We start from the raw sequence: 15,482 nt of genomic DNA, 5'->3' as shown, positions 1-15,482 counted from the left end.
TATACGCAGCGTTTTTTGTCAAAGGGCCAGCCGCTGCGCTGATGTCCGTCTGCGACCTCAACATGGCCGTCCAGAGCCTTGCGCCGTGGTTTTTGACGCAATGAAAGCGCGTGACTTATCCCTCGGGATAATTGCTTTATGCCAGGCCGTCCCCTAGCGTACGAGCCTGATAACCCGGCGCCCGCGCCTTGTCCTTCTCAACGTAACGCAGAGGCCTGCATGATCCGACTCGGCCAAGCCACGATTTCTCTGGAACGGCGCGAAGCCTTTCTCGATGGCCGGCCCTTGCGCGTGGGTGGGCGGGCGTTCGAAATTCTGTCGGTGCTGATGCAGGCCGACGGGCGCATCGTCAGCAAGGACGAACTGATCAATCAGGTGTGGCCGGACATCGTCGTCGAAGAGAACAATCTGCAGGTGCAGATTTCCTCGCTGCGCAAACTGCTCGGGGAAAAAGAAATCATCCAGACGGTTCCCCGTCGAGGTTACCGATTATTGAAAGACCGCGAACCCAAACTGCCGCTGTTCAACGCACTGGCCTCGGCGCCGATCGTGGCGCAACCGCCGCCGGTCGATGCGCAATCGGTGCCAGTGTTCATTGTCGACGATGAGGCCTGCGTGCGTACCGCGCTGAGTCGCTTGTTGCGCGCCGAAGGCATCGAGCATCGGATCTTCCAGTCGGCCGAGGAATTGCTCGATACCGAGATCGCCAATGGCCCGGCGTGCCTGCTGCTGGACGTCAGCCTGCCGGAAGCCACGGGTTTGCAATTGCAGGCGGCGCTGAACGAGCGCGGCTTGCCGTGGCCGGTGATCTTCATGACCGGCCACGGCACGATTCCAATGTCGGTGCAGGCCATGAAGGCCGGCGCGGTGGAGTTTCTGACCAAGCCATTCAATGACGATGAACTGCTCGGCATTCTGCGCAGCACTCGCCAACACGCGGCGACGGCGTACGATCAATGGCAACGGGTTCAGCACGTGCGGCAATTGGCGGCGCAACTGACGCCGCGTGAGCGCGAGGTGCTGCCGCTGATCGTCGGCGGTCTGTCCAACAAGCAGATTGCCAACCAACTGGGCACCAGTGAAGTGACCGCCAAGGTTCACCGCAAACACATCATGGCGAAAATGCAGACCCGCTCGCTGGTCAACCTCGTCGAACTCTATGGACTGATCAGCGCTGCGCCTTCGCCTGGCCCATCGAGCCTGTCGTGAGCGGCCCGACGGCAGCCGACAGCACCCGCCCCACGATCGTCTGCATCGTTGATGACGACGCATCCGTGCGCAAAAGCCTGTCGAATCTGCTGCGTGCGGTCGGTTATCGCGCGCAGGTGTATGCCAGCGGCGAAGCGTTTCTCACCGACGTCGACTTTGACGAGATAGCTTGCCTGCTGCTGGATTTGCGCATGCCCGGCCTGTCCGGCATCGACGTCATGCGCGAGCTGCCGCGACAGATTCCGGTGATCTGCATGTCGGCTCATTGGGACGAGGCGACACTGGCCGAAACCGGGCATTACCAGGCGTTCGAATGCCTGTGCAAACCTTTCGAGGAAGAGGTTTTGCTCGCGGCACTGGACAAGGCTTTGCAGCGCCAGCGCTGATTGCTTCAGCAGTCCTGCGTGGTTTCTTCCGGCGCCTCGATGACCGGTAACGAAACGGTCATCTGCGCGTGACACACCGCCAGAATCTCATCGGCCAGCGCCGAGTCATCAGGGCAAGCTCGCGAGAGCATGATCGCACCGACGGCGCGGGCCAGCAGGTCGAGCATTTTGCTTCTGCCCTCACCCTGCGGCGCATCGGCGGCGGTCGGGTATTTCTCGCCAAGCGTCTGCAAGAGGCGCTCGATGCCTTCGGCGAATGCCGACTTGACATCGCCTGACTGACGCGCCGCATCGCCGCACAGCGCCGCCATGGTGCAACCGGTGGAACGGCCGTCGCGATGGTCGCGCGAGACGTACACATCGATGAAATCCTGCACGCTCATCGTCTCGGCGCTGGCCAGCGACTGCGCCAGGCTGTTGGCCGACGCTTCGGCCATCAGGTCGGCCTTGGAGCCGAAGTGTTTGTAGAAGCCGCCATGGGTGAAACCGGCGGACGCCATCAGGTCAGCCACGCCGACCCCGTCATAACCGCGTTCGCGGAACATCACCGACGCCGTTTCGACAATGTGCTCGCGATTGGCCTGAGCCTGAGCCTTGGATACGCGCATGTTGAATCCTCCAGCGCTGAAAAATCATGGCTCGATGATACATAGATGTTGGACATAATCAAAACCGTTGACAGTTTAGATTTCGCTCATCATCCTAAAAACCGCTTCCTGTCCTTCCATCGAAATGAGATTCACACCATGACTACTCGCCCTGCTGTTCTGATCACTGGCGCCTCCACCGGCATCGGCGCGGTCTACGCCGCACGTTTCGCCCAACGCGGGCACGATCTGGTGCTGGTCGCCCGTGACCAGTCTCGTCTGGACACCCTCGCCGCCGGTTTGCGCGCTGAACACAACGTCAATGTCGAAGTGCTGCAAGCCGATCTGACCCGACTCAGCGACCTGCAAACGGTCGAAGCGCGTCTGCGTGACGATGCGCGCATCGGCATACTCGTCAATAATGCCGGCGCCGCGCAGTCCGGTACCTTCATCGAACAAAGTACCGACAGCGTGGCGCAACTGGTCGCGCTCAACACCACGGCGCTGGTGCGTCTGGCCAGCGCCATCGCCCCGCGTCTGGCCAAGGCCGGCGACGGCGCGATCATCAACATCGGTTCGGTGGTGGGCCTGGCGCCGGAGTTCGGCATGTCGGTGTATGGCGCGACCAAGGCGTTCGTGCTGTTTCTCTCCCAGGGCCTGAGCCTGGAACTGTCGCCACAGGGCGTGTATGTACAAGCGGTGTTGCCCGCCGCCACCCGCACGGAAATCTGGGACCGCGCCGGCATCGACATCAACACACTGACCGACATCATGGAGGTCGGCGACATGGTCGACGCCGCGCTGGTCGGTTTTGATCGTCGCGAAGTCGTCACCATCCCGCCGCTGCATGAAGGCGAACGCTGGGATGCCCTGCAAACCGCGCGGCAGGGCCTGTTGGGGCAGATTCGCCAGTCGGCCGTGGCGCCACGTTATCTGCCTCAAGCCTGACTTCAACCGGCCCCGGCGCCAGTGCGGCGGGGTCCTACCGACAAGAGCATCCGCAATGAAGGCATTTTTCATCGAGCGCTACGGCAAGCAGAACGGCCGGATTGGCGACGTACCTGAACCGCTGATCGGGGAAACCGACGTGCTGATCGGAGTGCACGGCAGCAGCATCAACCCGCTTGATCTGAAGATTCGCAGCGGCGAATTCAAGATGATCCTGCCTTATCAAATGCCTTTGATATTGGGCAACGATGTCGCCGGTGTGGTGCTCAGCACCGGTGCGGCGGTCAGGCGTTTCAAGCCGGGCGATGAGGTTTACGCGCGTGCGCCTGAAAACAGGATTGGCACGTTTGCCGAACGCATCGCCGTCAACGAACAAGCGCTAGCGTTGAAACCCGCCAATCTCGCTATGACCGAGGCGGCTTGCATGCCACTGGTGACATTGACGGCGTGGCAGGCACTGGTCGAAGTCGCCGGACTGCAAAAAGGTCAGAAAGTGCTGATTCACGCCGGCTCAGGTGGCGTCGGCACGGTTGCCATTCAACTGGCCAAACACCTCGGCGCTTTCGTTGCGACTACCACCAGCACGGCGAATGTCGATTGGGTCAAGGCGCTGGGCGCTGATGTGGTGATTGATTACAAGCAGCAGGATTTCGCCAATGAGCTGCGCGACTACGACGTAGTGCTTAACAGCCTCGGCGGCGATGTGCTGGAGAAATCGTTGAAGGTGCTGAAACCGGGCGGGCTGCTGATTTCCCTGTCGGGGCCGCCGACTGCGCAGTTCGCCCAGGATCAGGGTTTGTCGTGGCTGCTCGGGCTGGTCATGGGCCTGCTCAGCAGCGGCATTCGCCGTAAAGCACGCAAACACGGAGTGGGTTATTCGTTTCTGTTTATGCGTGCCGACGGCATCCAGTTACAGAAAATCACCGCGTTGATTGAGGCCCGGGTGATCAAACCGGTGATCGACCGTACCTTCCCGTTCGATCAGATAGATGACGCCCTGCACTATGTCGAACAAGGTCGGGCCAAGGGCAAGGTCGCCATCGCGGTCGGCCGCAAAAGCCCCTCGTCCTGACCGTTTCGCGCAGGAGCTGCTGATCTGCCGTGAAAGCCGTCTCGACTTGCGTTTTGCTAATCCTGCACCACGCTTGATTCACAGAAGTGCACGGTTTCATGGCAAAACTGCGGTTAACTGAATGGTTAGTTACCGCTATAATCCCGCGCTTCAGTCAAACGGGACTTTCAATGTGAACCACAGTCAACGCGTCTCAGGCGTTTCAACGTTCATTCTGGTCGGCCTTGGCGTGATCATCGCCCTGCTCGGTCTGGCGCTCGCGGCCGGCGGTGTGAAGCTGGTCAGCCTGGGCGGTTCCTGGTACTTCCTGATCGGCGGTCTGGCGATGACCGTTTCCGGCGTGCTGATCGCACTGAAGAAAACCGCAGGCGCCTGGCTGTTCGCCGCGTTTCTCGTGGCCACCGCAATCTGGGCCGTGGCTGACGCCGGGCTGGTTTTCTGGCCGGTGTTCTCACGGCTGTTCATGTTCAGCGCGATCGGTATGGTCGTCGCCCTGGTCTACCCGCTGCTGGCGCGCGCCAATGGCCGCGCTGCCGGGCGTGGCGCGTATGCCGTGGCCGCTGTGCTCGCGGTGGGTGTAGCGGTTGCCGCCGGCAACATGTTCGTTGCGCACCCTACGGTTGCCGCCTCTGGCACTGGCCCGGGCCTGACTCCGGTCGAGCCGGCCAAGGCGCAGAAAGACTGGGCGCACTACGGCAACACCGAGGGTGGCAGCCGCTTCGCCGCGCTCGATCAGATCAACCGCAACAACGTCGACCAGTTGAAAGTCGCGTGGACCTACCACACCGGTGACGTCGCCGAGAGCGATGGCAACGGCGCCGAAGACCAGCTCACCCCGCTGCAGGTCGGCAACAAAGTATTCATCTGCACCCCGCACAACAACCTGATCGCCCTCGATGCCGACACCGGTAAAGAGCTGTGGAAGAACGCGATCAACGCGCAATCGAAAGTCTGGCAGCGCTGCCGTGGCATGGCCTATTTCGACGCCACCGCGACCATCGCTCAGCCGAGCAACTCTTCGATCATCGAAGCCAAACCGGCGCCGGCTGCCAACTGCCAGCGTCGCCTGCTGACCAACACCATTGATGCCCGCCTGATCGCGGTCGATGCTGACACCGGCGAGTTCTGCCAGGGTTTCGGCAACAACGGCCAGGTCGATCTGAAGGCCGGTCTGGGTGATGTCCCGGACAGCTACTATCAGTTGTCGTCCGCGCCATTGATGGCTGGCACCACCGTAGTGGTTGGCGGTCGCGTGGCTGACAACGTGCAGAGCGACATGCCGGGCGGTGTGATTCGTGGTTTTGACGTGATCACCGGCGCCATGCGCTGGGCGTTCGACCCGGGCAACCCGCAGGACCGCAACGCGCCGGCCGACGGCAGTACCTACGTGCGCAGCACGCCGAACAGCTGGGCACCGATGTCCTATGACGCGGCGACCAACACGGTGTTCCTGCCGATGGGCAGCTCGTCCACCGACATCTATGGCGTCGAGCGCAGCGAACTGGACCACAAGTACGGCGCCTCGATCCTCGCGCTGGATGCCAGCACGGGCGAAGAACGCTGGGTGTTCCAGACCGTGCACAACGACCTGTGGGACTTCGACCTACCGATGCAGCCGAGCCTGATCGACTTCGACAAGGACGGCCAAAGCGTTCCGGCGCTCGTCATCGGTACCAAGGCCGGGCAGATCTATGTGCTCGACCGCGCCACGGGCAAGCCGCTGACCGAAGTCAAAGAAGTACCGGTGAAAGCCGCGAACATCCCTGACGAGCCGTACTCGCCGACTCAGCCGAAATCCGTGGGCATGCCGCAGATCGGCGCGCAGCACCTGACCGAGTCGGACATGTGGGGCGCCACGCCGTACGACCAGTTGCTCTGCCGCATCGACTTCAAGAGCATGCGCTACGACGGTCTGTACACCGCGCCGGGTACCGACAAATCGCTGAGCTTCCCGGGTTCGCTGGGTGGCATGAACTGGGGCAGCATTTCCACTGATCCGGTGCACGGTTTCATTTTCGTCAACGACATGCGCCTGGGCCTGTGGATTCAGATGATCCCGTCGCAGAACAAAGGCCAGGCCGCTGGCGGTGGCGAAGCGCTGAACACCGGCATGGGCGCTGTTCCGCTCAAAGGCACGCCGTACGCAGTGAACAAGAACCGCTTCCTCTCGGTGGCCGGGATTCCGTGCCAGGCGCCGCCGTTCGGCACGTTGACCGCGATCGACATGAAGACCCGGAAAGTCGCGTGGCAGGTTCCGGTCGGCACCGTTGAAGACACCGGCCCGCTGGGCATCCGCATGCACCTGCCGATCAAGATCGGTCTGCCCACCCTCGGCGGCACGCTGTCGACGCAAGGTGGCCTGATCTTCATTGCCGGCACTCAGGACTTCTACCTGCGCGCTTTCAACAGCGGCAATGGCGAAGAAGTCTGGAAAGCCCGTCTGCCGGTCGGCAGCCAAGGCGGGCCGATGACGTACGTTTCGCCGAAGACCGGCAAGCAGTACATCGTCGTCACCGCTGGCGGCGCACGCCAGTCGACCGATCGTGGCGATTACGTGATGGCCTACGCGCTGCCGTAATTCGCTGCTGCACTCACCCTCCCCCCAGCGCGCGGTGCCCCAAAGCACCGCGTCGCCGTTTTATTGCGTTGAAGATTTCAGCAGGAAGGATTCACATGTCATCGGCTGTTCGCTTTTCCCGTCCCGGGCTTTTCACCGGTCTGTTGTTGGGCCTTGGCTGCATCACCCTCCCCGCGCTGGCCGCCAGCGACACCGATCTGCTGACCCGCAGCACCCTCAGCGGTGACTGGGGCGGCTTGCGCCATCAACTCAATGAAGACGGCATCACCTTTACCGGCGATTACAGCGGCGAAACCGCTTACAACGCCGACGGCGGTCTGCACCGTTCGGCGCGTTACTCGCAGAACATCAAGCTCGGCGTGCAGTTTGATCTGAGCAAACTCTATGACGTCGACAACGCCGGCAAGGTGCAACTGACCATCAACGACCGTCGCGGCAACAGCGCTTCGGAAGATCTGGTCGGCAACCGCTTGCCGATTCAGGAAAACTACGGAGGCCTGTACACGCGCCTGACTGAACTGAGTTACGAGCGCAGCCTGTTCACCCCGGCGCTCAACGTGAAGCTCGGCTACATGGCCATGGGCAACGACCTCGGCGGCCTCGACAGCGGCATTCTGTGCAACTTTATGAACGCCGGTTTTTGCGGCCATCCGCTGAACATGTCCGGCGGCAGCGGCTGGACCAACTACCCCAACGCGCACCTGGGCGTGCGGGTCAAATACGACCTGTCGTCATCCTGGCAACTGCGTGTGGCGGCATTCAATGTCGACCCTGAAAGCAACGGCAACTCCAGCCGCGCCTGGCATTTGGGGCCAAAGCACACCTCCGGCACCGTGGTGCCGATCGAGCTGGTGTACAAGCACGCCGGCGATCTGCCGGGTGAGTACAAGGTCGGCTATTACTACGACAGCTCCGACGTCAAACGCATCGGCAGCGACGATGAAGTCTCCGGTCGTGGTGGGCATTACCTGCTGGTTGATCAGGCGGTCTGGCGCTCGCCGACTTCCGAGGGCCGCAGCCTGCATGCGTTCGGTCAATACTCGGCGGCCAGCGAAGCGGCCTCGCCGTTCAGCAAGTGGTACGGCACCGGCGTGGTTTTGTACAAACCGTTCGAAGGCCGCCCGCGTGACACCGTGGCCCTGGGCTATGGCCGCGCCGTGCCGAACCCGCGCAGCCGTGATGTTCAGCAGGATGCCGCGCTGGCGAACGGTGCCGCGTTCGCGCATCTCGATAGCGCCGAACAGCTGATCGAGTTGGGCTACGGCTACCAGGCCACACCATGGCTGACCCTGCGCCCGAACCTGCAATACATCATCGAACCGGGGGCGTTCTCCGGGCAGGACATCGACAATGCGCTGGTGGTGGGTTTGCAGGTGAAGGCTGCGCTTTAGGCCTGATGGCGCCTGTACCGCCGTCATCGCGAGCAGGCTCGCTCCCACAGGGTTTGGCGGCGGGCACAAAATCCCGACAATACACAAAACCCCCTGTGGGAGCGAGCCTGCTCGCGAAAGTGCCGGGTCAGGCGACTGCGATGTTGAATGTAGCGCCGCCTTCGCGAGCAGGCTCGCTTCCACAGGGGATTTGTGTCAGGTAGGAGGATTGGATTCGCCGCTCCCACAGGGATGGGTGTCGGGTGGGAAATTAATTCCAGCCATCGGTGAATTATTTCGTGTCCGCATGTATCTGAGCCAGAAGAGCCGGCGCCATCATGGAGATGGCATCGCAGCGGTAATCTGGATCAGCGAGCGGGAACATCGCAATGAAATCACGCAAGAACACCGTCAAACCGATCGGTTTGAAAGACATCACCATTGTCGACGACGCCAAGATGCGCAAGGCGATCACCGCCGCCGCACTGGGCAACGCCATGGAGTGGTTCGACTTTGGCGTCTATGGCTTTGTCGCCTACGTGCTCGGCAAGGTCTTCTTCCCCGGCGCCGATCCCGGCGTGCAAATGATCGCCGCCCTGGCGACCTTTTCTGTGCCCTTTCTGATTCGTCCACTTGGCGGTTTGTTCTTCGGTGCGCTCGGCGACAAGTACGGACGGCAGAAAGTCCTTGCCGCGACCATCGTCATCATGTCGCTGAGCACCTTCGCCATCGGCCTGATTCCTTCCTATGCCTCGATCGGCATCTGGGCGCCGATCCTGCTGTTGCTGGCGAAAATGGCCCAGGGTTTTTCGGTCGGTGGCGAGTACACCGGCGCTTCGATCTTCGTTGCTGAATACGCGCCCGATCGCAAGCGCGGCTTCCTCGGCAGCTGGCTGGATTTCGGCTCGATTGCCGGTTTCGTTTTTGGCGCCGGGGTGGTGGTACTGATTTCGACGATTCTCGGTGAACAGCGCTTCGAGGAATGGGGCTGGCGGATTCCGTTCTTCCTGGCCCTGCCGCTGGGCATGATCGGCCTGTATCTGCGCCACGCGCTGGAAGAAACCCCGGCGTTCCAACAGCACGTAGAAAAACTCGAACAGGGCGACCGCGAAGGCCTGGCCGGTGGCCCGAAAGTGTCGTTCAAGGAAGTGGCGACCAAACACTGGCGCAGCCTGATGACCTGCATCGGGGTGGTCGCGGCGACCAACGTCACTTATTACATGCTGCTCACCTACATGCCGAGCTATCTCACCCACAACCTGCACTACAGCGAAAACCACGGCGTGCTGATCATCATCGCGATCATGGTCGGCATGCTCTTCGTGCAGCCGCTGATCGGCTTCATCAGCGACAAGATCGGGCGTAAGCCGTTCATCGTCATCGGCAGCATCGGCCTGTTCATCTTCGCCATTCCGGCATTCATGCTGATCAACAGCGGCAGCACCGGCCTGATCTTTTCCGGCCTGCTGATCCTCGCGGTGTTGCTCAATTTCTTCATCGGCGTGATGGCCTCGACCCTGCCGGCGATGTTCCCTACCCACATCCGCTACAGCGCTCTGGCCAGCGCTTTCAACGTCTCGGTGTTGATCGCCGGCCTGACCCCGACCGCCGTGGCCTGGCTGGTGGAAAGCACCAACAATCTGTACATGCCCGCCTATTACCTGATGGTCATCGCTGTGGTCGGCCTGGTCACCGGTGTGACCATGAAGGAAACCGCCAACAAACCCCTGCGCGGCGCGGCACCAGCGGCTTCCGATCTGGAAGAAGCCAAGGAACTGCTGCAGGAGCACCACGACAACATCGAACAGAAAATCGAAGACATCGATGCCGAGATTGCCGAACTGGAGGCCAAGCGCAAGCTGCTGGTTCAGCAGCATCCACGTATCAACGAATAACTCGTCAGACGCAGAAAAAACCGGCGGGGCCATCACCCCGCCGATTACTCCGCTCGCCGCTTGGTGTTAAATAGGCGCCAGTCTTAACCTTGTCGCTTAAAGCCGTGCACCGAGAACCGCTATGAATACCCCTGCCGATCACGTTCAACGGGTGACCCCATGATCGAAGTCACCGAAGTTTCCATCGCCCAACTGCGCGCCGCCCTCGAATCCGGCCAGACCACCGCTGTCGAGCTGGTGCAGGCCTATCTGGCGCGCATCGATGCCTACGACGGCGCCGACACGCCGACGGCACTCAACGCCGTGGTCGTGCGCAATCCCGAGGCCTTGAACGAGGCCCGCGCCTCCGACGCCCGTCGCGCCAGAGGTGAAACCCTGGGCCCGCTCGATGGCATTCCCTACACCGCCAAGGACAGTTATCTGGTCAAGGGCCTGACCGCTGCTTCGGGCAGCCCGGCCTTTGCCGATCTGGTTGCTCATCGCGACGCCTTCACCATCGAACGTCTGCGCGGCGCCGGGGCGATTTGCCTGGGCAAGACCAACATGCCGCCAATGGCCAACGGCGGCATGCAGCGCGGTGTTTATGGCCGCGCTGAAAGCCCGTACAACGCCGCTTACCTCACCGCCCCCTTCGCTTCCGGCTCGTCCAACGGTGCCGGTACAGCCACCGCTGCGAGTTTCGCCGCGTTCGGTCTGGCGGAAGAAACCTGGTCAAGCGGTCGCGGCCCGGCTTCGAACAACGGCCTGTGCGCCTACACCCCTTCGCGAGGGGTGATCTCGGTACGCGGCAACTGGCCGCTGACGCCGACCATGGACGTTGTCGTGCCATTCGCCCGCACCATGGCTGATTTGCTCGAAGTGCTCGATGTGGTAGTCGCCGAAGACCCGGACACCCGCGGCGACCTGTGGCGCTTGCAGCCGTGGGTGCCGATCCCGCGCGTCAGTGAAGTGCGCCCGGCGGCATACACCGAACTGGCGGTCGACGCCAAAGCCTTGGCCGGAAAACGCTTTGCCATTGCGCGCATGTACATCAATGCCGACCCGGACGCCGGCACCAGCGAAGCGCCCGGCATCGGTGGCCCGACCGGCCAGCGCATCAACACCCGCGCTTCGGTGATCGAACTCTGGAAGCAGGCACGCCAAGCCCTCGAAGCCGCGGGCGCCGAAGTCATCGAAACCGACTTCCCGCTGGTCTCCAATTGCGAAGGCGACCGCCCGGGCGCGCCAACCGTATTCACTCGCGGCCTGGTTTCGAAAGAATTTCTTCACCATGAACTGTGGGATCTGACTGCCTGGGCGTTCGACGACTTCCTGCAGGCCAACGGTGACCCGAAACTCCATCGCCTGGTGGACGTCGACGGGCCGAAAATCTTCCCCCACGACCCCGGCACCCTGCCCAACCGTGAAGGCGATCTGGCCGCTGGCATGGACGAATACGTGCGCATGGCCGAGCGCGGTATCACCCCTTGGAATGAAATCCCCACCGTGGCCGATGGCCTGCGCGGCCTGGAGCAGACCCGGCGCATCGACCTCGAAGACTGGATGGACACACTCGGCCTGGACGCCGTGCTGTTCCCGACCGTCGCCGACGTCGGCCCGGCGGATGCCGATGTCAATCCTGCGTCGGCCGACATTGCCTGGAGCAATGGCGTCTGGGTGGCCAACGGCAACCTGGCGATCCGCCACCTCGGCGTGCCGACCGTCACCGTTCCCATGGGCGTGATGGCCGACATCGGCATGCCCGTCGGCCTGACCTTCGCCGGTCGCGCTTACGACGACTCGAATCTGTTGCGTTTTGCCGCCGCATTCGAATCCATCGGCAGCAAACGCCAGATTCCACCGCGTACGCCGCCGCTGTCTTGATGCGCTGTGTCAGCCAACAGAAATGTGGCTGACTCACCACCATCAATGGTGGGAGCGAGCCTGCTCGCGAATGCGGTGTGTCAGTCAACATTTTCGTTAGCTGACACACCGCTTTCGCGAGCAGGCTCGCTCCTACAGGGGTTTTATGTAAAGGCTGCCAACTGAGCACACCGGCCCAATCCTTTCCCATCTGGTCCCGCGATCATCAGCGCCATTCACATCGCCACCGGCCCTGACCATGATCAACCGCGCCCCATCCCGCCTCACCCTGCTCGCGCTGCTCAGTAGTCTGACCGGCCCGGCAAGCGCCAGCGGCTTCTTCGACGATGCCAAAAGCGACGTGCTGCTACGCAACTTCTACTTGAGCAACGATTACCGCTCGCCCACTCCCTCAGGGAAAAACTACAAACAGGAATGGGCACAAGGGTTTATCGGCAACTTCTCATCCGGTTTCACTGAAGGCGCCGTCGGTTTCGGCATCGATGCCCACGCCTTCGCCGGGCTCAAACTCGACGGCGGCAAAGGGCATTCGGGCACCGGTCTGCTACCCGTCGACAGCGATGGCCGCAGCGAAAATGACTACTCCAGCGCGGGCGGTGCGCTCAAATTGAAAGCCTCGCGCACAACCCTGGCCTTCGGCGAAATGACCGTGGAAACCCCGGTCTTCGATACCTCCGACAAACGCCTGCAACCGGAATACGCCACAGGTTTTTTGCTCAACAGCGCCGAGTTCGACAACGTCAATCTGGTCGCCGGGCACTTCACTGCGTTCAAGAATCAGGACAGCTCATCGGGCAAAGGCGATTTCTACGGCTACGGCGCCAATACCGAAGCGGGAGGCATCAGTTTCGTCGGCGCCGATCTGTTCAACGCCAGCCCTATAGGTGGCTCGCTCTACGCCTCGGAACTCAGCGACACCTGGCACCAGTACTACGGCAATCTGCATTACAAACAATCCGGCGTGCTGCTCGATGCCAATCTCTATCACACCCGTGACACTGGCCGCGCACTGGCCGGAGAGATCGACAACACTGCCTTCAGCCTCTCTGGCAAGTACACCTTCGGCCCGCACGCGATGATGCTTGGCTGGCAGCGAATCAATGGCGACACGCCGTTTGATTTTGTCGGCGGCGACTCGATCTACCTTGCCAACTCGATCAAATACGCCGACTTCAACGGTGCCAACGAACGTTCCTGGCAAGCGCGCTACGACCTCGACCTCGGCGCCTTCGGCATCCCCGGCCTGAACTTCATGACCCGCTACGTCAGCGGCAGCCACATCGACGGCACCCACGCGCCCAGAGGCGGCGCCTATAACCCCTTCGATGCCGAGAGCGACAGTTATCAGCCGCAGCAAGGCGATGGCGGCAAGCATTGGGAGCGCGATATCGATTTGAAATACGTCGTCCAGTCCGGCGCGGCGAAGGATCTGTCGGTGCAACTCTCGCACGTCACCCACCGCGCCAACGAAGCCCAGGCCGGCGATGACATCGACCGCATCTACGTAGTCATCCAGTACCCACTGGGTTTCTGAATAACCCGCTCATCACGACTTGAAACGCAATCCCCTGTAGGAGTGAGCCTGCTCGCGATAGCGGTGTGTCAGCCGCTCTTGCATCGACTGTCAGATCGCTTTCGCGAGCTCGCTCCCACAGGGAGCAGGCCACAAGTCAGCGATCGCTAGCCAAGTGCCATCACCTCGTTTATCCTGCGCGCCCGCAAAAAACGCCAGGCCAGGAAGGCATTGATTGACCTTCCTGTCTGCGTCAATCAGTACATGCAGGTTCAGGGATGTCTATGTTTCAGTTATTCAAACTCGGCGCAGCGCTTGCGCTTGCCGCGTCGCTCAGCGGCTGTATCACCGAGAGCGCCTCGTGGGTCAGCGAACCGTTGCAACCGAAGGCCAACGAGCCTGTCAGCTACCTCGTTGGCTCGATCGGACCACAGTCACTCAAGCAGTCCGCCGCCGACAACCAGCGCATCTTTTTCCGCAAGCGCGGCTCCGAATACGGCGCCGCCGGCGTGTGGAAACTGGCCGGTGCCTACTCCACGCCCCAGGATATTCAGGACGGTACCGGTGCGGCGAGTGTGTTCGTGCTGCCGCTCAAGCCGGGTGATTACGAGTTCTATGACTTTCAATTCTTCTCCGCGCGTTACCAGCCGGGGCTTGGCACCGTGTTCAGTTCGGCCGAGGCACGGGAGAAATTCAACCTGCCGCTACGCCTCGAACCGGGCAAGGCCTATTACATCGGCGAATTCCGCTCGTTTTGCCTGACCGCCGGGTTTTGCGCGTTCCGCTGGAGCAACCAGAGCGCCCGCGATGCGCTGGTCGCTCAACGTCTGAGCCCTGGTCTGCCAACGCTGCAACCGCTGAAACTCGACCTGAAAAGCGCCGAACCCTACATCTTTGCCGGCCCCACTGCAGGTGTGGCCGTGGACGCCAAACCATGAAAAAGATCATCGCTCTCACCACCGCTGCGCTGTTGACCGGTTGCACGGCCACCAACACCCTGCCTGAGCGCACCCTCGCCGACGGTCAGGATTATCTGGTGCCGATCCACGTCATGGTCGATGACCCGATGAACTCGTCGACGCTGCGCAACTATTTGCGCCAGACCGGGGTATTCCGTGACGTCCAGACGGGTACCGCCAAAGGTGATGAGTACAGTGTTCAGGTCAAACTGAACATGCAACGCGAGTTTCCGCCGTTCCCGGTGGTGCTGCTCAGCTGTGCCACATTGTTCATGCTGCCGTTATCCAAGGAATACAACACCCAGGCCGAGTTTTCCGTCTATCAGGGTGATAAACGCCTGAAGCAATACAGCTACCGCAACACCACACAGAAATACACCTGGTTGCTGGATCAGGGTGGCGAACTGGAAGGCCAGAACCTGAGCCGCATCGCCCGCGCATTTGCCCAGGACGTCCAGCATGATCGGCTGATCCCTGCCGCTGGGGTGGCGCAATGAACTTCGCCTTGATCAGGCCCGCCGCCCTGCTCTGCGCTTTGCTGACGCTCGGTGGTTGCGCCAACACCCTGCAACCGCTCGATTATCGGGCCAGCAAAACTTATGTTCCGGTCACCCTCGGACTCGGACCGGCCTATACCCGAATCGACGAGCAGCACCAACGCGAAACCATCAGTGCTCTGAAAAACACCGGTGCGTTTTCCATGCTCGATGGTGGCTACAGCCGCCACGGTTACAGCCTGCTCATCACCGAACCTCACGACGGCAAGGTCAACTGGCTGGCGCTGGTGAATATCTTCACCCTGTTCACCTTTCCGATGCCTTACCACTATCAGGACAACCTGCGCGGCTCCGTCTTCAAGGACGGCGAACTGCTCAAAACCTATAACTATTCCCGCGAAGGCTGGAGCGTGATGACCTGGTACGTGCCGATTCCCGGCGTCGAGAACAAGCGCCAGATGCTCGATCAGTTGCTGGTGGAAATGGACAGGGACAAGGTGATTCCCTATCAGCGGTGACGGCAACCCCGCTGTCGCGGGCAATTCGCGCCTGTAAGGGCCGCAGGTTTTGTGTGCCCCGCCGGGGCCTTGGGCTTATCATGGCGG

13 protein-coding genes are annotated in these 15,482 nt (G+C 61.5%); 12 read left to right on the top strand and 1 reads right to left on the bottom strand.

The features are described from left to right. The first annotated feature begins 219 nt into the window (after positions 1-219). On the top strand, positions 220-1,209 hold the full coding sequence (locus VNV36_RS22000) for a response regulator (RefSeq protein ID WP_325720490.1): 990 nt from the start codon (positions 220-222) through the stop codon (positions 1,207-1,209). Then, the gene (locus tag VNV36_RS21995; protein ID WP_325720488.1) at positions 1,206-1,595 is read left to right on the top strand and encodes a response regulator transcription factor; all 390 of its coding nucleotides are present in this window, start codon (positions 1,206-1,208) and stop codon (positions 1,593-1,595) included. The genes VNV36_RS22000 and VNV36_RS21995 overlap by 4 nt, the downstream gene beginning before the upstream one ends. 5 nt (positions 1,596-1,600) lie before the next feature. Here the strand turns inward: VNV36_RS21995 and VNV36_RS21990 are convergent, their stop codons facing one another. Continuing rightward, entirely contained in the window at positions 1,601-2,203 is a 603-nt protein-coding gene (locus VNV36_RS21990) for a TetR/AcrR family transcriptional regulator (RefSeq protein WP_325720486.1), read from the bottom strand. A 138-nt stretch (positions 2,204-2,341) separates the two neighbouring features. Between VNV36_RS21990 and VNV36_RS21985 the strand changes: the two genes are divergently transcribed. The 10 genes from VNV36_RS21985 to VNV36_RS21940 all read left to right on the top strand — a co-directional run bounded on the left by VNV36_RS21985 (position 2,342) and on the right by VNV36_RS21940 (position 15,395). Further along, on the top strand, positions 2,342-3,130 hold the full coding sequence (locus tag VNV36_RS21985; protein WP_325720484.1) for an SDR family NAD(P)-dependent oxidoreductase: 789 nt from the start codon (positions 2,342-2,344) through the stop codon (positions 3,128-3,130). Positions 3,131-3,185: 55 nt separating this feature from the next. Continuing rightward, complete coding sequence (locus VNV36_RS21980; RefSeq protein WP_325720482.1) at positions 3,186-4,202, top strand: NADP-dependent oxidoreductase; 1,017 nt, start codon at positions 3,186-3,188, stop codon at positions 4,200-4,202. Positions 4,203-4,374: 172 nt separating this feature from the next. Continuing rightward, positions 4,375-6,780, top strand: a complete 2,406-nt coding sequence (locus VNV36_RS21975; RefSeq protein ID WP_325720480.1) for a glucose/quinate/shikimate family membrane-bound PQQ-dependent dehydrogenase — start codon at positions 4,375-4,377, stop codon at positions 6,778-6,780. 95 nt (positions 6,781-6,875) lie between these two features. After that, positions 6,876-8,171 (top strand): carbohydrate porin, encoded by a 1,296-nt coding sequence (locus VNV36_RS21970; protein ID WP_325720478.1) that lies wholly within the window; start codon positions 6,876-6,878, stop codon positions 8,169-8,171. A gap of 368 nt (positions 8,172-8,539) precedes the next feature. Then, the gene (gene proP / locus VNV36_RS21965; protein WP_325720476.1) at positions 8,540-10,045 is read left to right on the top strand and encodes a glycine betaine/L-proline transporter ProP; all 1,506 of its coding nucleotides are present in this window, start codon (positions 8,540-8,542) and stop codon (positions 10,043-10,045) included. A 159-nt stretch (positions 10,046-10,204) separates the two neighbouring features. After that, a complete protein-coding gene (locus VNV36_RS21960; RefSeq protein WP_325720474.1) occupies positions 10,205-11,908 on the top strand; it encodes an amidase in 1,704 nt (567 codons plus the stop codon). 238 nt (positions 11,909-12,146) lie between these two features. Further along, the gene (locus VNV36_RS21955; protein WP_325720472.1) at positions 12,147-13,442 is read left to right on the top strand and encodes an OprD family porin; all 1,296 of its coding nucleotides are present in this window, start codon (positions 12,147-12,149) and stop codon (positions 13,440-13,442) included. 263 nt (positions 13,443-13,705) lie between these two features. Then, positions 13,706-14,359 carry a hypothetical protein gene (locus VNV36_RS21950; RefSeq protein WP_325720470.1) on the top strand — a complete coding sequence of 218 codons (654 nt, stop codon included), beginning with the start codon at positions 13,706-13,708 and terminating at the stop codon, positions 14,357-14,359. Beyond that, positions 14,356-14,877: a hypothetical protein gene (locus tag VNV36_RS21945; protein ID WP_325720468.1), complete on the top strand. Its 522-nt coding sequence runs from the start codon at positions 14,356-14,358 to the stop codon at positions 14,875-14,877. Before VNV36_RS21950 ends, VNV36_RS21945 begins: the two co-directional genes overlap by 4 nt. Then, entirely contained in the window at positions 14,874-15,395 is a 522-nt protein-coding gene (locus VNV36_RS21940) for a hypothetical protein (RefSeq protein ID WP_325720466.1), read from the top strand. The genes VNV36_RS21945 and VNV36_RS21940 overlap by 4 nt, the downstream gene beginning before the upstream one ends. Positions 15,396-15,482 lie beyond the last annotated feature (87 nt).

This window comes from Pseudomonas sp., from assembly GCF_035554175.1.
In the GTDB taxonomy this organism is placed as follows: domain Bacteria; phylum Pseudomonadota; class Gammaproteobacteria; order Pseudomonadales; family Pseudomonadaceae; genus Aquipseudomonas.
This window is presented reverse-complemented; position numbering and strand designations above follow the sequence as displayed.

What these genes read in the sequence shown, in the direction of transcription:
- VNV36_RS22000 (WP_325720490.1), top strand. Translation starts at nt 220, where the DNA reads ATGATCCGACTCGGCCAAGCCACGATTTCTCTGGAACGGCGCGAAGCC.
- VNV36_RS21990 (WP_325720486.1), bottom strand. Translation starts at nt 2,203, where the DNA reads ATGCGCGTATCCAAGGCTCAGGCTCAGGCCAATCGCGAGCACATTGTC.
- VNV36_RS21985 (WP_325720484.1), top strand. Translation starts at nt 2,342, where the DNA reads ATGACTACTCGCCCTGCTGTTCTGATCACTGGCGCCTCCACCGGCATC.
- VNV36_RS21980 (WP_325720482.1), top strand. Translation starts at nt 3,186, where the DNA reads ATGAAGGCATTTTTCATCGAGCGCTACGGCAAGCAGAACGGCCGGATT.
- VNV36_RS21970 (WP_325720478.1), top strand. Translation starts at nt 6,876, where the DNA reads ATGTCATCGGCTGTTCGCTTTTCCCGTCCCGGGCTTTTCACCGGTCTG.
- proP (WP_325720476.1), top strand. Translation starts at nt 8,540, where the DNA reads ATGAAATCACGCAAGAACACCGTCAAACCGATCGGTTTGAAAGACATC.
- VNV36_RS21960 (WP_325720474.1), top strand. Translation starts at nt 10,205, where the DNA reads ATGATCGAAGTCACCGAAGTTTCCATCGCCCAACTGCGCGCCGCCCTC.
- VNV36_RS21955 (WP_325720472.1), top strand. Translation starts at nt 12,147, where the DNA reads ATGATCAACCGCGCCCCATCCCGCCTCACCCTGCTCGCGCTGCTCAGT.
- VNV36_RS21950 (WP_325720470.1), top strand. Translation starts at nt 13,706, where the DNA reads ATGTTTCAGTTATTCAAACTCGGCGCAGCGCTTGCGCTTGCCGCGTCG.
- VNV36_RS21945 (WP_325720468.1), top strand. Translation starts at nt 14,356, where the DNA reads ATGAAAAAGATCATCGCTCTCACCACCGCTGCGCTGTTGACCGGTTGC.
- VNV36_RS21940 (WP_325720466.1), top strand. Translation starts at nt 14,874, where the DNA reads ATGAACTTCGCCTTGATCAGGCCCGCCGCCCTGCTCTGCGCTTTGCTG.